Origin of the sequence: Cellvibrio sp. ARAG 10.3 (assembly GCF_051846955.1) — a bacterium.
Lineage (GTDB): Bacteria > Pseudomonadota > Gammaproteobacteria > Pseudomonadales > Cellvibrionaceae > Cellvibrio.
The window spans coordinates 1-15,816 of record NZ_JBPYCU010000032.1; the positions used below are offsets into that span (position 1 = coordinate 1).

Sequence of the window (15,816 nt, forward strand, 5' to 3'; positions counted from 1 at the left end):
GTCAATGTGGTTTTGCCGTGGTCAACGTGACCAATGGTGCCCACGTTGACGTGGGGCTTGTTACGTTCAAACTTTTCTTTAGCCACTTTCTTATTCCTCTAAAAAATTCAACTGGTGAATTATTCGACGTCTTTAACTTTGCTCTTCGCAATCACTTCATCGGCAACGTTGCGCGGAGCTTCGGAATACTTCAAGAACTCCATGGTGTAGGTCGCACGCCCTTGCGTTGCGGAACGCAAGGAAGTTGCATAACCAAACATCTCAGCAAGCGGCACCTCTGCATTAACTACTTTACCGCTGGGGCTCTCATCCATACCCAGAATCATGCCGCGACGGCGGTTAAGATCTCCAACCACGTCACCCATGTTTTCCTCAGGTGTTACCACCTCCACTTTCATAACCGGCTCCAACAAGACAGCACCTCCTTGTTGAGCCAGCCTTTTAGTGGCCATGGACGCAGCAATCTTAAACGCCATTTCCGACGAATCCACATCGTGGTAAGAACCGTCATATACAGTTGCTTTTAAACCTAACAAGGGATATCCCGCCAGAACACCGTTTTGCATCTGCTCTGCTATACCTTTCTGAATAGCCGGAACATATTCTTTTGGTACAACACCACCAACGATCTCATTAACGAACTCCAAGCCTTCAGCGCTGGCGTCAGCACCCGGCTCAAAGCGAATCCAGCAATGGCCGTACTGTCCACGACCACCAGATTGACGAACAAATTTACCTTCGATTTCGCACTTGTTGCGGATTGCCTCACGATAAGCAACTTGCGGCTTACCGATATTTGCCTCGACATTAAACTCACGACGCATACGGTCAATGATAATATCGAGGTGCAATTCGCCCATACCACCAATAATGGTCTGACCGGTTTCCTCGTCCGTCTTGACACGGAAAGAAGGATCTTCCTGAGCCAGCTTGCTCAATGCAACACCCATTTTTTCCTGATCCGCTTTGGTTTTTGGCTCTACCGCCACATGAATAACCGGCTCAGGAAAGTCCATCCGCTCAAGCGTGATGATATGCTCCAGATCACAGAGTGTGTCACCGGTTGTCACGTCCTTAAAACCAATACCAGCAGCAATATCGCCAGCCAGCACTTCCTTAATCTCGTTACGCTGGTTTGCGTGCATCTGCACCATCCGACCAACACGTTCCTTTTTGCCCTTAACCGGGTTGTAGACCGTGTCGCCTGAATTCAATTTGCCAGAGTAAACGCGGAAAAATGTCAAGGTACCAACAAAAGGGTCGGTGGCGATTTTGAACGCTAATGCGGCAAAAGGCTGCTCATCACTTGCTTCGCGAGTGGCGACTGTCTCGCCATCATCCAAGACACCTTCAATTGCTTTAACTTCAGTGGGTGCCGGCAAGTATTCAATGACGGCATCAAGCATCGCCTGAACACCTTTGTTTTTAAATGCCGATCCGCCAATGACGGGAATGATTTCATTAGCCAGCGTGCGTGCGCGAATACCAGTTTTAATTTCAGCTTCCGTTAGCTCTTCGCCATTCAGATATTTATTCATCAACTCTTCGGTTGATTCTGCTGCGGCTTCAATTAACTGCTCGCGCAATTTATTGCAGGTATCTTTTAAGTCTGCCGGAATATCAGTGTATTCAAACGTCATCCCCTGATCCGCTTCATTCCAGATAATCGCCTGCATTTTGACCAGATCTACAACACCTTTGAACTGATCTTCTGACCCAATCGTCATCTGCAACGGGACAGGATTAGCACCCAGGCGAGTTTTCAATTGCTCAATAACGCGCAGGTAATTGGCCCCGGTACGGTCCATCTTGTTGACGAACACAATACGCGGCACTTCATATTTGTTGGCCTGACGCCATACGGTTTCAGTTTGCGGCTGGACGCCAGAGGAGCCACACAATACCACTACAGCACCATCCAGCACACGCAACGAACGCTCGACTTCAATAGTGAAATCTACGTGACCGGGCGTATCGATAACATTGATACGGTGCTCATCAAACTGGGCGGCCATGCCTTTCCAGAAGGTTGTTACCGCAGCAGAGGTGATAGTGATACCACGCTCCTGCTCCTGCACCATCCAATCGGTAGTTGCAGCACCATCGTGCACCTCACCAATTTTATGCGACAAGCCGGTATAAAAGAGTACACGCTCAGTAGTCGTTGTTTTACCTGCATCCACGTGTGCGCAGATACCGATATTACGATAGCGTGCGATGGGAGTTTTACGTGCCATGGTGCAGCCCCCTATTTACAAATTCTTCAAAAAGGTAAAAGGCAGCTAATTAGGCTGCCTTTTCTGACCTCACAACCGGAATTAGAAACGGTAGTGAGAGAACGCCTTGTTGGCTTCAGCCATACGATGCACGTCTTCGCGCTTCTTGACTGCAGCACCCTTACCTTGGGCAGCATCCATCAGTTCACCAGCCAAACGCTGAGGCATGGATTTCTCACCGCGATTGCGTGAGTAATCCACCAACCAGCGCATTGCCAGAGCTGTACGGCGAGAAGCACGCACCTCTACCGGCACCTGGTAGGTCGCCCCACCCACACGGCGGGATTTAACTTCAACCAATGGCGCGATGTTTTCGAGAGCCTCGGAAAATACTTCCAGCGGATCACGGTTCATCTTAGCCTTAACCACATCCATTGCACCGTAAACGATACGTTCAGCAATGGACTTCTTACCACTGATCATCACGTGGTTCATAAATTTCGCCAGAGTAACATTGCCAAACTTGGGATCTGGCAACACTTCGCGCTTGGCGACAACTCTTCTTCTTGGCATCTTAATAGCCTCTCTTCAGGAATCATCCAGGACGACACTACATCACGCCTGGCCTTACTCGGTTCTTTACCGAAAACGTTTGTTCACACCCTCAACCAATCAGGCGAGCCTGAGCTCGCCAGCGATTATTTGGGACGCTTGGCTCCATATTTGGAGCGAGCTTGCTTACGCTTGGCCACACCGGAAGTATCCAGTGAACCACGTACAGTGTGGTAACGCACACCTGGCAGGTCTTTAACACGACCGCCACGGATCAGCACCACGCTGTGCTCTTGCAAGTTATGGCCTTCACCACCGATGTAAGAAGTCACTTCAAAACCATTGGTCAAACGCACACGACAAACTTTACGCAGCGCCGAGTTTGGTTTCTTCGGTGTGGTGGTGTAAACGCGGGTACAGACACCGCGCTTTTGCGGGTTGCCTTGCAGAGCAGGAACGTCGCTCTTTTCTACCTTACGTTTTCTCGGCTTACGAACCAACTGGTTGATCGTTGCCATGAAAATAAACTCCACAGATAAAAATGCCTTCAGATGAAGGCCGGTTTAAAGAGAACGGACAGCCGTTCCCCACTTCTCAGAAAAAGCGGGTGGCGCATTGTAAAGAGGCCACCTGCCTCCGTCAAGGCAGAGTCGATGTTTAAAGGGGATGCACTGAAAGGATATTTCCGGACAGGGACACACACTTTCGATCTACCTCTGGCGCTCCGACCCTAACAGTCGAAGCGCCAGATTCTTCTCAACTAGTTGGAGCTGGACTTCAATGCCTCAGTCAGTGCTGCTTCGACATCTTCCGCACTCACACCCACATCAGACACATTCATCGCCGCTTCACGCTTGCGCTTACGTTCACTGTGGTACGCCAGACCAGTACCAGCAGGAATCAAACGCCCAACCACAACGTTTTCTTTCAATCCGCGCAAACTGTCCTTCTTACCAGTAACCGCCGCCTCGGTAAGAACGCGAGTGGTTTCCTGGAATGACGCAGCGGAGATGAATGATTCCGTCGCCAAGGAAGCCTTGGTAATACCCAACAACAAGCGTTCGAACTGAGCGGGCTGCTTGCCTTCGCCACGCAGACGCTCATTTTCTTCCAGCACCTGGGTGTATTCAACTTGCTCGCCTTTTACAAAGTTTGAGTCACCCATCGTGGTGATCTCAACCTTGCGCAACATCTGACGCACAATTGTCTCGATGTGTTTGTCGTTAATCTTCACGCCCTGCAGACGATAAACGTCCTGAATCTCGTTGGTAATGTAACGAGACAAGGCTTCCACCCCCTGCAAACGAAGGATATCGTGCGGATTAGCCGGGCCGTCAGACACAACCTCACCCCGCTCTACCATCTCACCTTCGAATACTGTCAGTTGGCGATGCTTGGGGATCAGAACTTCATAATAAGTAGATCCATCCGGCAGCAGTTGGCCATCGGTTGGAGTAATGATCAAACGACGCTTGCCCTTGGTTTCTTTACCAAAACTCACAGTACCTGAAATTTCCGCCAGGATTGATGGTTCCTTCGGACGACGAGCTTCAAACAAGTCAGCAACGCGTGGCAAACCACCCGTAATGTCGCGAGTTTTGGAACCTTCCTGCGGAATACGCGCGATGATGTCACCAACGTTGATAATATCGCTGTTGTTAATGCTCAAAATCGCCTTGGACGGCAGCATGTAGTGCGCCGGCACGTTGGTATTGGCAAGAAACAGCTCTTTGCCCTTGGCATCCACCAAGGTAACTGCTGGCCTTAAATCCTTACCAGCAGAGGGACGCTCGGCCGGGTCCAATACTTCGATAGAACTCAAGCCAGTCAGCTCGTCGGTTTGACGACGAATTGACAAACCATCTTCCATACCAGAGAAGGCTACCGTACCCGCCACTTCAGATACGATCGGGTGCGTGTGCGGGTCCCATTTCGCGATAATCTGACCACCTTTGACTGTTTCACCGTCTTTGACGGTAATCAAGGCGCCGTAAGGAATCTTATAACGTTCACGCTCACGGCCACTGGCGTCAGCAATTGCCAGTTCACCAGAGCGCGATACTGCCACCAGATTACCGGCCGGATTGCTCACAACCTTCACGTTCAACAAACGAACGGTACCTTCCTGCTTCACTTGCACACTGTCTGCAGCAGAAGCTCGTGACGCCGCACCACCGATGTGGAAGGTACGCATCGTCAGCTGGGTACCCGGCTCACCAATGGATTGTGCTGCAATAACACCCACCGCTTCACCTACGTTAACGCGATGTCCACGCGCCAGATCACGGCCATAACACATTGAACAGATACCGGTCCGCGCGTCACAGCTAATCGGCGAGCGTACGCAGACCTCATCAATACCCATCGCTTCGATGCGCTCAACCCATGCTTCATCAATCATGGTACCGGCAAGAATAAGAATTTCATCGCTACCCGGACGAATGACATCGCGCGCCACAACACGACCCAGAATACGATCACCCAGGGATTCGATAACATCGCCACCTTCGATAACCGGTGACATGGTCAGACCTTCATCGGTACCACAGTCAATCATGGTAACAACCAGATCCTGCGCAACGTCTACCAGGCGACGGGTCAGGTAACCGGAGTTTGCTGTCTTCAATGCAGTATCCGCCAGACCTTTCCGCGCACCGTGCGTAGAGATGAAGTACTGGAGTACGTTCAAACCTTCACGGAAGTTCGCTGTAATCGGCTGCTCAATAATAGAGCCATCCGGACGGGCCATCAGGCCACGCATACCGGCCAACTGACGAATCTGGGCTGGCGAGCCCCGCGCACCAGAATCCGCATACATAAATACCGAGTTAAAAGAAGCCTGCTGCTCTTCTTTACCTTCGCGGTTGGTCACGGTTTCTTTACTGATACCCTCCATCATGGATTTGGCCACGAGGTCATTCGCGCGCGACCAGATATCAATAACTTTGTTGTATTTTTCGCCTTGGGTTACCAGACCCGCTGCATACTGCCCCTCAATTTCCTTCACTTCGCTTTCAGCACGCGCAATGATATCGGCCTTGGCATCTGGAATAGCAAAGTCGTTTACACCGATAGATGAGCCCGACTTGGTAGAGAAGTCATAGCCCATGTACATCAAGCGGTCAGCAAAAATGACGGTGGCTTTGAGGCCCACAACGCGATAACAGTAGTTAATTACTGCAGAAATCGCTTTTTTAACCATTGGGCGGTTAATCATCTCTAACGGAATACCCGCAGGAACAATTTCCCACAAGAGCACACGACCTACAGTGGTGTCCACCAAACGAGTTGATTGCTGTCTTTCACCCTCTGCACCGATCAGGGTTTCCGTCAAACGAACCTTGATTCGTGCCTGCAGGTCGACCTGCTTCGAGTAATACGCGCGGGAGACTTCAGCGGGATCCGCAAAGCGCATGCCTTCGCCAAGCGCATTGATACGTTCGCGTGTCATCCAGTACAAACCGAGCACCACGTCCTGGGAGGGCACAATGATTGGCTCACCCGAAGCAGGAGACAGAATGTTGTTGGTAGACATCATCAACGCACGCGCTTCCAACTGGGCTTCCAGTGTCAGCGGTACGTGAACAGCCATCTGGTCGCCGTCAAAGTCAGCGTTATATGCAGTACATACCAGCGGGTGCAGTTGAATGGCTTTACCTTCAATCAGCACTGGCTCGAACGCCTGAATACCCAAGCGGTGAAGTGTGGGAGCACGGTTCAGCAGGACCGGGTGCTCGCGGATAACATCATCCAGGATGTCCCACACCACGGCTTCCTCGCGCTCTACCATCTTCTTGGCTGCCTTGATGGTCGTTGCCAGGCCGCGCAATTCAAGCTTGGAGAAGATAAACGGCTTGAACAGCTCCAAAGCCATTTTCTTGGGCAAACCGCACTGATGCAGGCGCAGGGTCGGGCCTACCACGATCACCGAACGACCGGAGTAATCCACACGCTTTCCGAGCAGGTTTTGACGGAAACGACCTTGTTTACCTTTGATCATGTCCGCCAATGATTTCAATGGACGCTTGTTAGAGCCGGTAATCGCGCGACCGCGACGACCATTATCCAACAGCGCATCCACCGCTTCTTGCAGCATACGCTTCTCGTTGCGCACGATAATGTCAGGCGCATTCAAATCCAGCAGGCGCTTCAAGCGGTTGTTACGGTTGATGACGCGACGATATAAATCGTTCAGGTCAGACGTGGCAAAACGACCGCCATCAAGCGGAACCAGCGGACGCAGATCCGGCGGCAACACCGGCAGCACTTCCATAACCATCCACTCGGGCTTGTTGCCGGAGAAGTGGAACGCCTCAAGCAGCTTCAAGCGTTTGGAGTATTTTTTGATCTTGGTTTCACTGGTGGTGTTGGGGATTTCTTCCCGCAGATGCTGAATTTCACCTTCCAGGTCGATGTCACGCATCAGCGTCTGGATGGCTTCAGCGCCCATCTTGGCTTCGAATTCATCCCCGAACTCTTCCATCGCTTCAAAGTATTGTTCGTCAGTCAGCAGTTGACCGCGTTCCAAACTTGTCATGCCCGGTTCGGTAACAACGTAAGATTCGAAATAAAGTACGCGTTCGATATCGCGCAGTGTCATGTCGAGCAACAGACCGATACGGCTCGGCAATGACTTAAGGAACCAAATGTGGGCAACCGGGCTGGCCAGTTCAATATGGCCCATACGCTCGCGACGCACTTTGGCGAGAGTGACTTCTACACCGCACTTCTCACAAATAATGCCGCGGTGCTTCATGCGCTTGTATTTACCACACAAGCACTCGTAATCTTTTACCGGGCCGAAGATCTTGGCGCAAAACAAACCTTCACGCTCAGGCTTGAAGGTACGATAGTTAATGGTTTCCGGCTTTTTTACTTCGCCGTATGACCAGGAGCGAATCATCTCCGGTGACGCCAGGCTGATGCGGATAGCATCGAACTCTTCGACTTGTCCCTGGGACTTGAGTAAATTCAGTAAGTCTTTCAAGGCTATTCTCCAATGAGCTGCAATGAGTGAGCTTCAGTGAGTGCATGTGCACATCGGGGGCCTTGCAGCCCCCTGCTGATTAACGACGTAAGGATTACTCGTCCTGCTCCAGTTCCATGTTGATACCGAGCGAGCGGATCTCTTTAACCAGAACGTTAAAGGATTCCGGCATACCAGGCTCCATGCGGTGATCGCCATCCACGATGTTTTTGTACATCTTGGTACGACCGGCCACATCGTCCGATTTCACGGTAAGCATTTCCTGTAGGGTATAAGCAGCACCGTAAGCTTCGAGTGCCCACACTTCCATCTCCCCGAAACGCTGACCACCGAATTGCGCCTTACCACCCAGCGGCTGTTGGGTAACCAGGCTATAAGAGCCGGTGGAACGGGCATGCATCTTGTCGTCAACCAAGTGGTTCAGTTTCAGCATGTACATATAGCCCACGGTCACAGGACGGGAGAACTGATCACCAGTACGTCCATCGAACAAGGTGGTCTGACCGGTATCGGACAAATCAGCCAAGCGCAACAGTGCCTTGATTTCATGCTCTTTGGCGCCGTCAAATACCGGCGTTGCCATGGGAACACCGCCCGTCAGGTTACGCGCCAGATCCAGAATCTCGTTGTCACTGAAGGAAGCCAGATCTTCTTTTGCGGCTACGTCACCGGTTTTGTTGTAGATCTCTTCGAGGAAGCTGCGAACTTCTGCAACGGCACGCTGTTCGCGCAACATCGCATTAATTTTAACGCCCAGACCTTTTGCAGCCATACCCAGGTGCATCTCCAGCACCTGACCCACGTTCATACGGGACGGTACACCCAGCGGGTTCAGAACGATATCAACCGGCTCACCTTTTTCATCATGCGGCATATCTTCAACCGGCATGATGACCGAGATAACCCCTTTGTTACCGTGACGACCAGCCATCTTGTCACCCGGCTGGATGCGACGCTTGATCGCCAGGTATACCTTAACGATCTTCAGCACACCTGGAGCCAGGTCATCGCCAGTGGACAGTTTGCGTTTTTTGTCTTCAAAGCGTTCATCAAGGATCTTGCGACGCTCGGCCAACTGCTCTTCAGCACGATCGATCTGTTCATTGAGCACTTCGTCAGCCATACGCAGCTTGAACCACTGGTCTTTTTCAAGACCATCGAGCATTTCATCAGTCAAGGCATCGCCTTTTTTAACGCCCTTGCCCGATGCCACTTTTTGGCCGACTAACGCAGCACGCAAACGCTCTAGCGTAGCGGTTTCCATGATGCGGTATTCTTCGTTGAGATCCTTACGTACCTCGTCAAGCTGGGCTTTTTCGATCTCCAGGCTGCGCTGGTCTTTTTCCAGTCCGTCGCGGGTAAATACCTGAACATCAATGACGGTTCCCTTGGTGCCTGATGGTACCCGCAGAGATGTATCTTTAACGTCAGATGCTTTTTCTCCGAAGATTGCACGCAACAGCTTCTCTTCCGGTGTCAGTTGGGTTTCACCTTTAGGTGTCACTTTACCAACGAGAATATCGCCGCCACCGACTTCCGCACCGATGTAAACAATGCCGGATTCATCCAGCTTGCTCAGAGCACTCTCACCAACGTTAGGAATATCTGCAGTGATTTCTTCACTGCCCAATTTGGTGTCGCGTGCAATACAGGTTAATTCCTGGATATGAATAGTGGTGAAGCGGTCTTCCTGCACAACACGCTCGGATACCAGGATGGAGTCCTCGTAGTTGTAACCGTTCCACGGCATGAATGCGATGCGCATGTTTTGGCCCAAGGCCAACTCACCCATATCCACAGAGGGACCATCAGCAAGGATATCGCCACGCGCCACAATGTCGCCCATATTGACGATCGGGCGCTGATTGATACAGGTATTCTGGTTAGAACGGGTGTATTTGATCAGATTGTAGATATCAACACCGGCATCACCGGCAGCGACCTCATCATCGTGAACCTTGATCACCACACGGCCAGCGTCAACGCTATCGACAACACCGCCACGTTTAGCCACAACACACACACCTGAGTCGGCGGCTACATTGCGCTCCATACCGGTACCGACCAGCGGTTTTTCCGCTTTTAATGTCGGCACGGCCTGGCGTTGCATGTTGGAACCCATCAATGCGCGGTTAGCATCATCGTGCTCAAGGAACGGAATCAACGATGCTGCGACAGAAACAACCTGGCGAGCAGAGACGTCCATGTATTGAACATCTTGCGGCGGCTTCAGGGCGAACTCATTCAGGTGACGCACAGAAACCAATTCGTCAGAAAGTTTGCCGTTCTTGTCCACAGCAGCAGAGGCCTGGGCAATGACATACTCCGCTTCGTTAATAGCAGACAGGAACTCAATATCATTCGTAACCTTGCCGTCGATAACCTTACGATATGGACTCTCGAGGAAACCGTAACTATTTGTGCGAGCGTAGGTGGCCAAAGAGTTGATCAAACCGATGTTCGGACCTTCAGGCGTTTCAATCGGGCATACACGGCCATAGTGCGTTGGATGAACGTCACGAACTTCAAAGCCGGCGCGTTCACGCGTCAAACCACCCGGGCCGAGCGCAGATACGCGACGTTTGTGGGTCACTTCTGATAAAGGATTGTTTTGGTCCATGAATTGCGACAGCTGGGAAGAGCCAAAGAACTCTTTCACTGCCGCTGCAACCGGCTTGGCGTTGATCAAATCCTGCGGCATCAAGCCTTCGCTTTCTGCCATAGACAAGCGTTCTTTAACAGCACGCTCAACGCGCACCAAACCGACACGGAATTGGTTCTCTGCCATTTCACCGACAGAGCGGACACGGCGGTTACCCAAATGGTCAATATCATCCACCACGCCTTTACCGTTACGGATGGAGATCAATGTCTTCATCACATCAACAATATCGTCGTTGGACAATGTGCCTTCACCTGTCTCGACTTCGCGGCCGAGACGACGGTTGAACTTCATGCGTCCCACTGCAGACAGGTCATAACGTTCCTGGCTGAAGAACAGGTTTTGGAAAAGTGCTTCCGCCGACTCTTTGGTTGGCGGCTCACCAGGACGCATCATGCGGTAAATTTCAACCAAGGCTTCCAACTGAGTACGTGTTGGATCGATACGCAAGGTTTCCGATACGAAGGGACCGCAATCCAGTTCGTTAGTGTAAAGCGTTTCGATTTTCTCGACGCCGGCAGCAGCGAGCTTGGCGAGGATATCAGCGGTGATTTCAGTGTTACATTCAAACAGCACTTCACCGGTTTTGGTGTCAACAACATCTTTAGCCAGGGAGCGGCCCAACAGATACTCTGATGGAACTTCCATTTGATCGACACCTGCTTTTTCCAGCAGGCGAATGTGGCGCGCAGTAATACGACGCCCTTCTTCGATGATGATGTTGCCTTTTTTGTCTTTGATGTCAAACGTAGCCACATCACCGCGCAAACGGGACGGCACTACTTCAAAAACGAACTGACCGTTTTTATCGACTTTAAAATTGCTGGTTTCAAAGAACATTTCCAGCATTTCTTGCGAACTAAAACCTAATGCGCGCAGCAGGATAGTCGCCGGCAGTTTACGACGGCGGTCGATACGAACGTATAACAGATCTTTCGGATCAAATTCAAAATCGAGCCATGAGCCACGATAGGGAATAATCCGTGCAGAATAGAGCAGCTTACCAGAGGAATGCGTCTTGCCTTTGTCGTGATCGAAGAACACACCTGGCGAACGGTGCAACTGGGAAACGATAACACGCTCGGTACCATTGATAACAAAAGTACCGTTGTCGGTCATGAGCGGAATTTCGCCCATGTACACTTCTTGTTCTTTAATATCTTTAATCGCTTTATTAGCAGACTCGCGATCATAGATGATCAGGCGCACTTTAACGCGCAACGGCACAGCGTAGGTTACGCCGCGCAAAATACATTCATTAACGTCAAACGCAGCTTTGCCGAGGCCATAGCTCACATATTCGAGCGCAGCATTGCCAGAATAGCTGACAATCGGGAACACTGAACGGAATGCCGCATGCAAACCAACATCTTCCCGCTTGCTGGGAGACTGGTCTGCCTGGGTAAATTTCCGATATGAATCCAGTTGAATCGCCAAAAGGTAAGGCACATCCATGACGTGTGGCAACTTGCCAAAATCCTTGCGGATACGTTTTTTCTCAGTGTATGAGTAAGCCATCTGTATTCCCCAGCTTGTTCGCGGACGGGCTTGATCGCAGCCACAGAAACGCGGGTAGCGTCTCTTTCATTAACTAGCAGTCTGTATCTTTGGTACCTGAGTAATCAGGCATCCTGTGTAGCAAAGCTACACGCATTCATTGCACTTTCCGTATTGCAGATAGAAACGGAAAAAGGCTGGCGAGCATAAAGCCCACCAGCCTCGCGTCCAATGTATGCACATGGACAAGGCTATACACAACCAGAATTACTTCAATTCTACAGTTGCGCCAGCCTCTTCCAGTTTTGCTTTGGCTGCATCAGCGTCAGCCTTGGAAGCAGCTTCTTTAACAGCTTTAGGAGCGGCTTCTACCAAGTCTTTAGCTTCTTTCAAGCCCAGACCGGTAATTTCACGAACTGCTTTAATAACGTTTACTTTCTTCTCGCCAATAGCGGTCAAAACAACGTCAAATTCAGTTTTCTCTTCAGCAGCAGCGGCCGGACCAGAAGCTGGACCTGCTACAGCAACAGCAGCAGCGCTAACGCCGAATTTTTCTTCCATTGCAGAAATCAGTTCAACAACGTCTTTTACAGACATTTCTGCGATGGCATTGATGATATCTTCTTTAGTCAGAGACATGTCTCAATTCCTAATTAATGGGAGCTTTATGCTCGTTAAATCCAAGTAAGCTGCAATCGCAAGGATTAGGCAGCTTGCTGTTCTTTTTGGTCGCGAACGGCCGCAATAGTGCGGACCAGTTTGCCAGCAGCTGCTTCTTTCATCACGCTCATCAAGCGGGCAATTGCCTCATCGTAAGTCGGCAGAGTCGCCAACATGCCGATACTGACCAGTTCACCTTCAAAGGCCGCAGCCTTCAGCTCAAACTTTTCGTTCTCGCGAGCGAAATCCTGCAGAATGCGTGCACCTGCGCCTGGATGTTCATTCGAGAAAGCAATCAGAGTTGGACCAGCGAAACTGTCTACAAGACATTCATATGCCGTACCTTGAACCGCGCGACGAGCCAGTGTGTTACGAACGACTCTAACCCAAACGCCGCTCTCACGGGCTTGCTTGCGCAGAGCAGTCATCTTGCCTACGGTAACGCCACGAGAATCGGCAACCACAGCAGAGAGAGCGCTCTTGGCAGCTTCATGGACTTCAGCGACAATCGCTTTTTTGCCTTCAAGTCCTAATGCCACGGGATTTCTCCTGTTTTAACAAGTCTGCACTTGTCGTTAACTACAAGTTTCAATAAAAACTTACTGAAACCATGACTTGGTGATGTCACTCAGAAATTCTGATTGGGTCTCACCATCTGCGTAGGTCCAATATCAACTTCAATTGAATTAAGTGCGTCTGACAGTCGTAATACTTACGCGTTACACCTGACATTCACCCACCTACGGTCTTTGACGGCTCGCGAGGATATATCCAATGCGAACCCCAAAGTTCGTTACTCTCTGGAAATTAAATCGCCAGAGAAGATTGATCAATAATCAAGCCAGGACCCATGGTTGTGCTCAGGGCCACTTTTTTCAGGTAAATACCTTTGGCTGTGGATGGCTTGGCCTTCTTCAGATCGTTAATCAACGCTTCAAGGTTTTCCTTGATAGCGACCAGATCAAAAGAAATCTTGCCGATACCACCATGCACAATACCGCCCTTCTCAGCACGGTAACGCACCTGTCCAGCCTTAGCATTTTTAACTGCAGTCACTACATCGGGTGTGACGGTGCCGGTTTTTGGGTTAGGCATCAAGCCGCGCGGGCCGAGCACTTGACCCAGTTGACCAACAACACGCATAGCATCCGGACTAGCGATAACTACGTCGAAATCCATCTTGCCTGCCTTAATCTCAGCAGCCAACTCGTCCATACCCACAAACTCAGCACCTGCAGCTTTAGCGGCTTCGGCATTGGCACCTTGGGTAAATACTGCAACACGAACATCTTTACCATTACCGTGCGGCAAGGTTGTTGCCCCACGAACAGATTGGTCAGATTTACGCGGATCAATGCCGAGGTTGATGGATACGTCAACGGTTTCGGCAAATTTAACGGTAGAGAGCTCTTTGAGCAGAGCAACCGCTTCGTCAATTGTATATTGCTTGGCTGAATCAACTTTTTCTTTGATAAGACGTTGACGTTTGGAAATCTTGGCCACGTTACACGCCCTCCACTTCGAGACCCATTGAACGAGCAGAGCCCGCAATGGTACGTACAGCTGCATCCATATCAGCAGCAGTCAAATCAGGCATCTTGGTTGTAGCAATCGCTTCCAGCTGTGAACGATTGACAGTACCTACCTTATTGGTATTAGGACGACCGCTACCACTGGTGATTCCTGCCGCTTTCTTCAGCAGGAATGAAGCTGGTGGAGTCTTCATTACAAATGTAAAGCTGCGATCGCTGTAAACACTGATCACAACAGGTACCGGAGCACCAGGCTCAAGCCCTTGTGTCTGCGCGTTAAACGCTTTACAGAATTCCATGATGTTCACACCATGCTGACCCAATGCCGGACCAACTGGTGGACTGGGATTTGCTTTGCCCGCTGCAACTTGCAGCTTGATATAGGCGGTTACTTTCTTTGCCATGTGATTTACTCCCCATTGGGTATTAGCGCCTCAGGACCATTTTTGGCAAAACAGACCGTCTCAGGCTCCCCTCCTTGAAGATTCAAAACAAAAATCGACAAGGATACGAAAACCCCTCTTCACCGTCAGGCAAAGAAGGGCATAAACTTTTTACTGCGCCATCAGGTTTTTTCGACCTGACCAAACTCCAACTCAACAGGTGTTGAACGACCAAAAATCAATACCGCCACACGCAGTCGGTTTTTATCGTAATTGACTTCTTCAACCACGCCATTGAAATCATTAAACGGACCATCGGTAACACGTACCATTTCGCCCGGTTCGAATATAGTCTTTGGCTTCGGCTTCTCCATTGAGTCGTCTACGCGACGCAGGATTGCCTCAGCTTCTTTTTCAGTAATTGGCGCAGGCTGATCACCTTTACCGCCAATAAAGCCCATGACTCGCGGCGTATCTTTTACCAAGTGCCAGGTATCATCATTAAGCTCCATCTGGACCAAAACATACCCTGGGAAAAATTTGCGTTCACTTTTGCGCTTTTGTCCACCGCGCATCTCAACCACTTCTTCAGTGGGCACCAGGATTTCGCCAAAGCTATCCTGCATATCGTGGAGCTGAACACGCTCACGCAACGAAGCGGCAACTTTTTTCTCATATCCAGAATAGGCGTGTACAACGTACCAACGCTTTGCCATAACTACCTACCCTATGATTGAAGACGCTATCCACCCTAACAAGGTGTCCAGCAGCCAAAGAATAATGGACATCACAATAACAACAGCAACTACAATCAATGTAGTCTGATTAGTTTCCTGGCGAGTCGGCCAGACAACCTTACGCAACTCAACCATAGCCCCTTGCACCAGAGCCCACAGGCTTGCACCTTTTGCGGTGTGATACGCCACAAAACAGGCTACCACAGCCAAAACCAGCAACCCGAGAACCCGATACAGCAGAGACTCTGCAGAAAAATGTGAGTTTCCAACAACGCCAGCGACAATCAGCGCTATCACCACCAACCATTTAAGTGGATCCAGGCGATATTCTTTCTCTTCGCTTTTTATATTCATACGCTGTTGAAACCTTGAGCTTAAAGACGGAGTACATGGCAGGCCAGGAGGGACTCGAACCCCCAACACCCGGTTTTGGAGACCGGTGCTCTACCAATTGAACTACTGGCCTGTAACGATAAAACGCAAAGGGCTTCCACCCTTTGCGCATCAACTCAATTACTGAATGATCTTGGCAACGACACCAGCACCGACAGTACGGCCACCTTCACGAATCGCGAAGCGCAGACCTTCTT

13 protein-coding genes and 1 tRNA gene are annotated in these 15,816 nt (G+C 50.5%); all 14 read right to left on the bottom strand.

Annotated features, from left to right (window positions below):
• On the bottom strand, window positions 1–86 hold an 86-nt coding region (locus tag ACSV5M_RS21105; protein WP_235577371.1), incomplete at its 3' end, for a GTP-binding protein.
• A 33-nt stretch (window positions 87–119) separates the two neighbouring features.
• Complete coding sequence (gene fusA / locus ACSV5M_RS21110) at window positions 120–2,237, bottom strand: elongation factor G (protein ID WP_439178808.1); 2,118 nt, start codon at window positions 2,235–2,237, stop codon at window positions 120–122.
• 81 nt (window positions 2,238–2,318) lie between these two features.
• Window positions 2,319–2,789 carry a 30S ribosomal protein S7 gene (gene rpsG / locus ACSV5M_RS21115; RefSeq protein WP_087466572.1) on the bottom strand — a complete coding sequence of 157 codons (471 nt, stop codon included), beginning with the start codon at window positions 2,787–2,789 and terminating at the stop codon, window positions 2,319–2,321.
• A gap of 125 nt (window positions 2,790–2,914) precedes the next feature.
• Window positions 2,915–3,286, bottom strand: a complete 372-nt coding sequence (rpsL, locus tag ACSV5M_RS21120) for a 30S ribosomal protein S12 (protein WP_087466573.1) — start codon at window positions 3,284–3,286, stop codon at window positions 2,915–2,917.
• A gap of 242 nt (window positions 3,287–3,528) precedes the next feature.
• Complete coding sequence (gene rpoC / locus ACSV5M_RS21125) at window positions 3,529–7,755, bottom strand: DNA-directed RNA polymerase subunit beta' (RefSeq protein WP_439178809.1); 4,227 nt, start codon at window positions 7,753–7,755, stop codon at window positions 3,529–3,531.
• A 94-nt stretch (window positions 7,756–7,849) separates the two neighbouring features.
• Window positions 7,850–11,935, bottom strand: coding sequence for a DNA-directed RNA polymerase subunit beta (gene rpoB / locus ACSV5M_RS21130; protein ID WP_439178810.1), 4,086 nt, complete (start codon window positions 11,933–11,935; stop codon window positions 7,850–7,852).
• A 246-nt stretch (window positions 11,936–12,181) separates the two neighbouring features.
• Window positions 12,182–12,553 carry a 50S ribosomal protein L7/L12 gene (rplL, locus tag ACSV5M_RS21135; RefSeq protein ID WP_439178811.1) on the bottom strand — a complete coding sequence of 124 codons (372 nt, stop codon included), beginning with the start codon at window positions 12,551–12,553 and terminating at the stop codon, window positions 12,182–12,184.
• A gap of 65 nt (window positions 12,554–12,618) precedes the next feature.
• On the bottom strand, window positions 12,619–13,113 hold the full coding sequence (rplJ, locus tag ACSV5M_RS21140) for a 50S ribosomal protein L10 (protein WP_439178812.1): 495 nt from the start codon (window positions 13,111–13,113) through the stop codon (window positions 12,619–12,621).
• Window positions 13,114–13,381: 268 nt separating this feature from the next.
• Window positions 13,382–14,077: a 50S ribosomal protein L1 gene (gene rplA / locus ACSV5M_RS21145; protein ID WP_439178813.1), complete on the bottom strand. Its 696-nt coding sequence runs from the start codon at window positions 14,075–14,077 to the stop codon at window positions 13,382–13,384.
• 1 nt (window position 14,078) lies between these two features.
• Window positions 14,079–14,510 carry a 50S ribosomal protein L11 gene (gene rplK, locus ACSV5M_RS21150; RefSeq protein WP_439178814.1) on the bottom strand — a complete coding sequence of 144 codons (432 nt, stop codon included), beginning with the start codon at window positions 14,508–14,510 and terminating at the stop codon, window positions 14,079–14,081.
• A 161-nt stretch (window positions 14,511–14,671) separates the two neighbouring features.
• On the bottom strand, window positions 14,672–15,205 hold the full coding sequence (gene nusG, locus ACSV5M_RS21155) for a transcription termination/antitermination protein NusG (protein ID WP_439178815.1): 534 nt from the start codon (window positions 15,203–15,205) through the stop codon (window positions 14,672–14,674).
• Window positions 15,206–15,211: 6 nt separating this feature from the next.
• Window positions 15,212–15,580: a preprotein translocase subunit SecE gene (gene secE / locus ACSV5M_RS21160; protein ID WP_439178817.1), complete on the bottom strand. Its 369-nt coding sequence runs from the start codon at window positions 15,578–15,580 to the stop codon at window positions 15,212–15,214.
• A 36-nt stretch (window positions 15,581–15,616) separates the two neighbouring features.
• Window positions 15,617–15,692 (bottom strand) — tRNA-Trp (locus ACSV5M_RS21165).
• A 47-nt stretch (window positions 15,693–15,739) separates the two neighbouring features.
• Window positions 15,740–15,816 (bottom strand): hypothetical protein (locus tag ACSV5M_RS21170; protein WP_439178818.1); only part of this gene is annotated, 77 nt, incomplete at its 5' end.

Coding starts and splice junctions, on each gene's coding strand:
- rpoB (WP_439178810.1), bottom strand. CDS start 11,935: ATGGCTTACTCATACACTGAGAAAAAACGTATCCGCAAGGATTTTGGC.
- fusA (WP_439178808.1), bottom strand. CDS start 2,237: ATGGCACGTAAAACTCCCATCGCACGCTATCGTAATATCGGTATCTGC.
- secE (WP_439178817.1), bottom strand. CDS start 15,580: ATGAATATAAAAAGCGAAGAGAAAGAATATCGCCTGGATCCACTTAAA.
- rplK (WP_439178814.1), bottom strand. CDS start 14,510: ATGGCAAAGAAAGTAACCGCCTATATCAAGCTGCAAGTTGCAGCGGGC.
- rpsL (WP_087466573.1), bottom strand. CDS start 3,286: ATGGCAACGATCAACCAGTTGGTTCGTAAGCCGAGAAAACGTAAGGTA.
- nusG (WP_439178815.1), bottom strand. CDS start 15,205: ATGGCAAAGCGTTGGTACGTTGTACACGCCTATTCTGGATATGAGAAA.
- rpsG (WP_087466572.1), bottom strand. CDS start 2,789: ATGCCAAGAAGAAGAGTTGTCGCCAAGCGCGAAGTGTTGCCAGATCCC.
- rplL (WP_439178811.1), bottom strand. CDS start 12,553: ATGTCTCTGACTAAAGAAGATATCATCAATGCCATCGCAGAAATGTCT.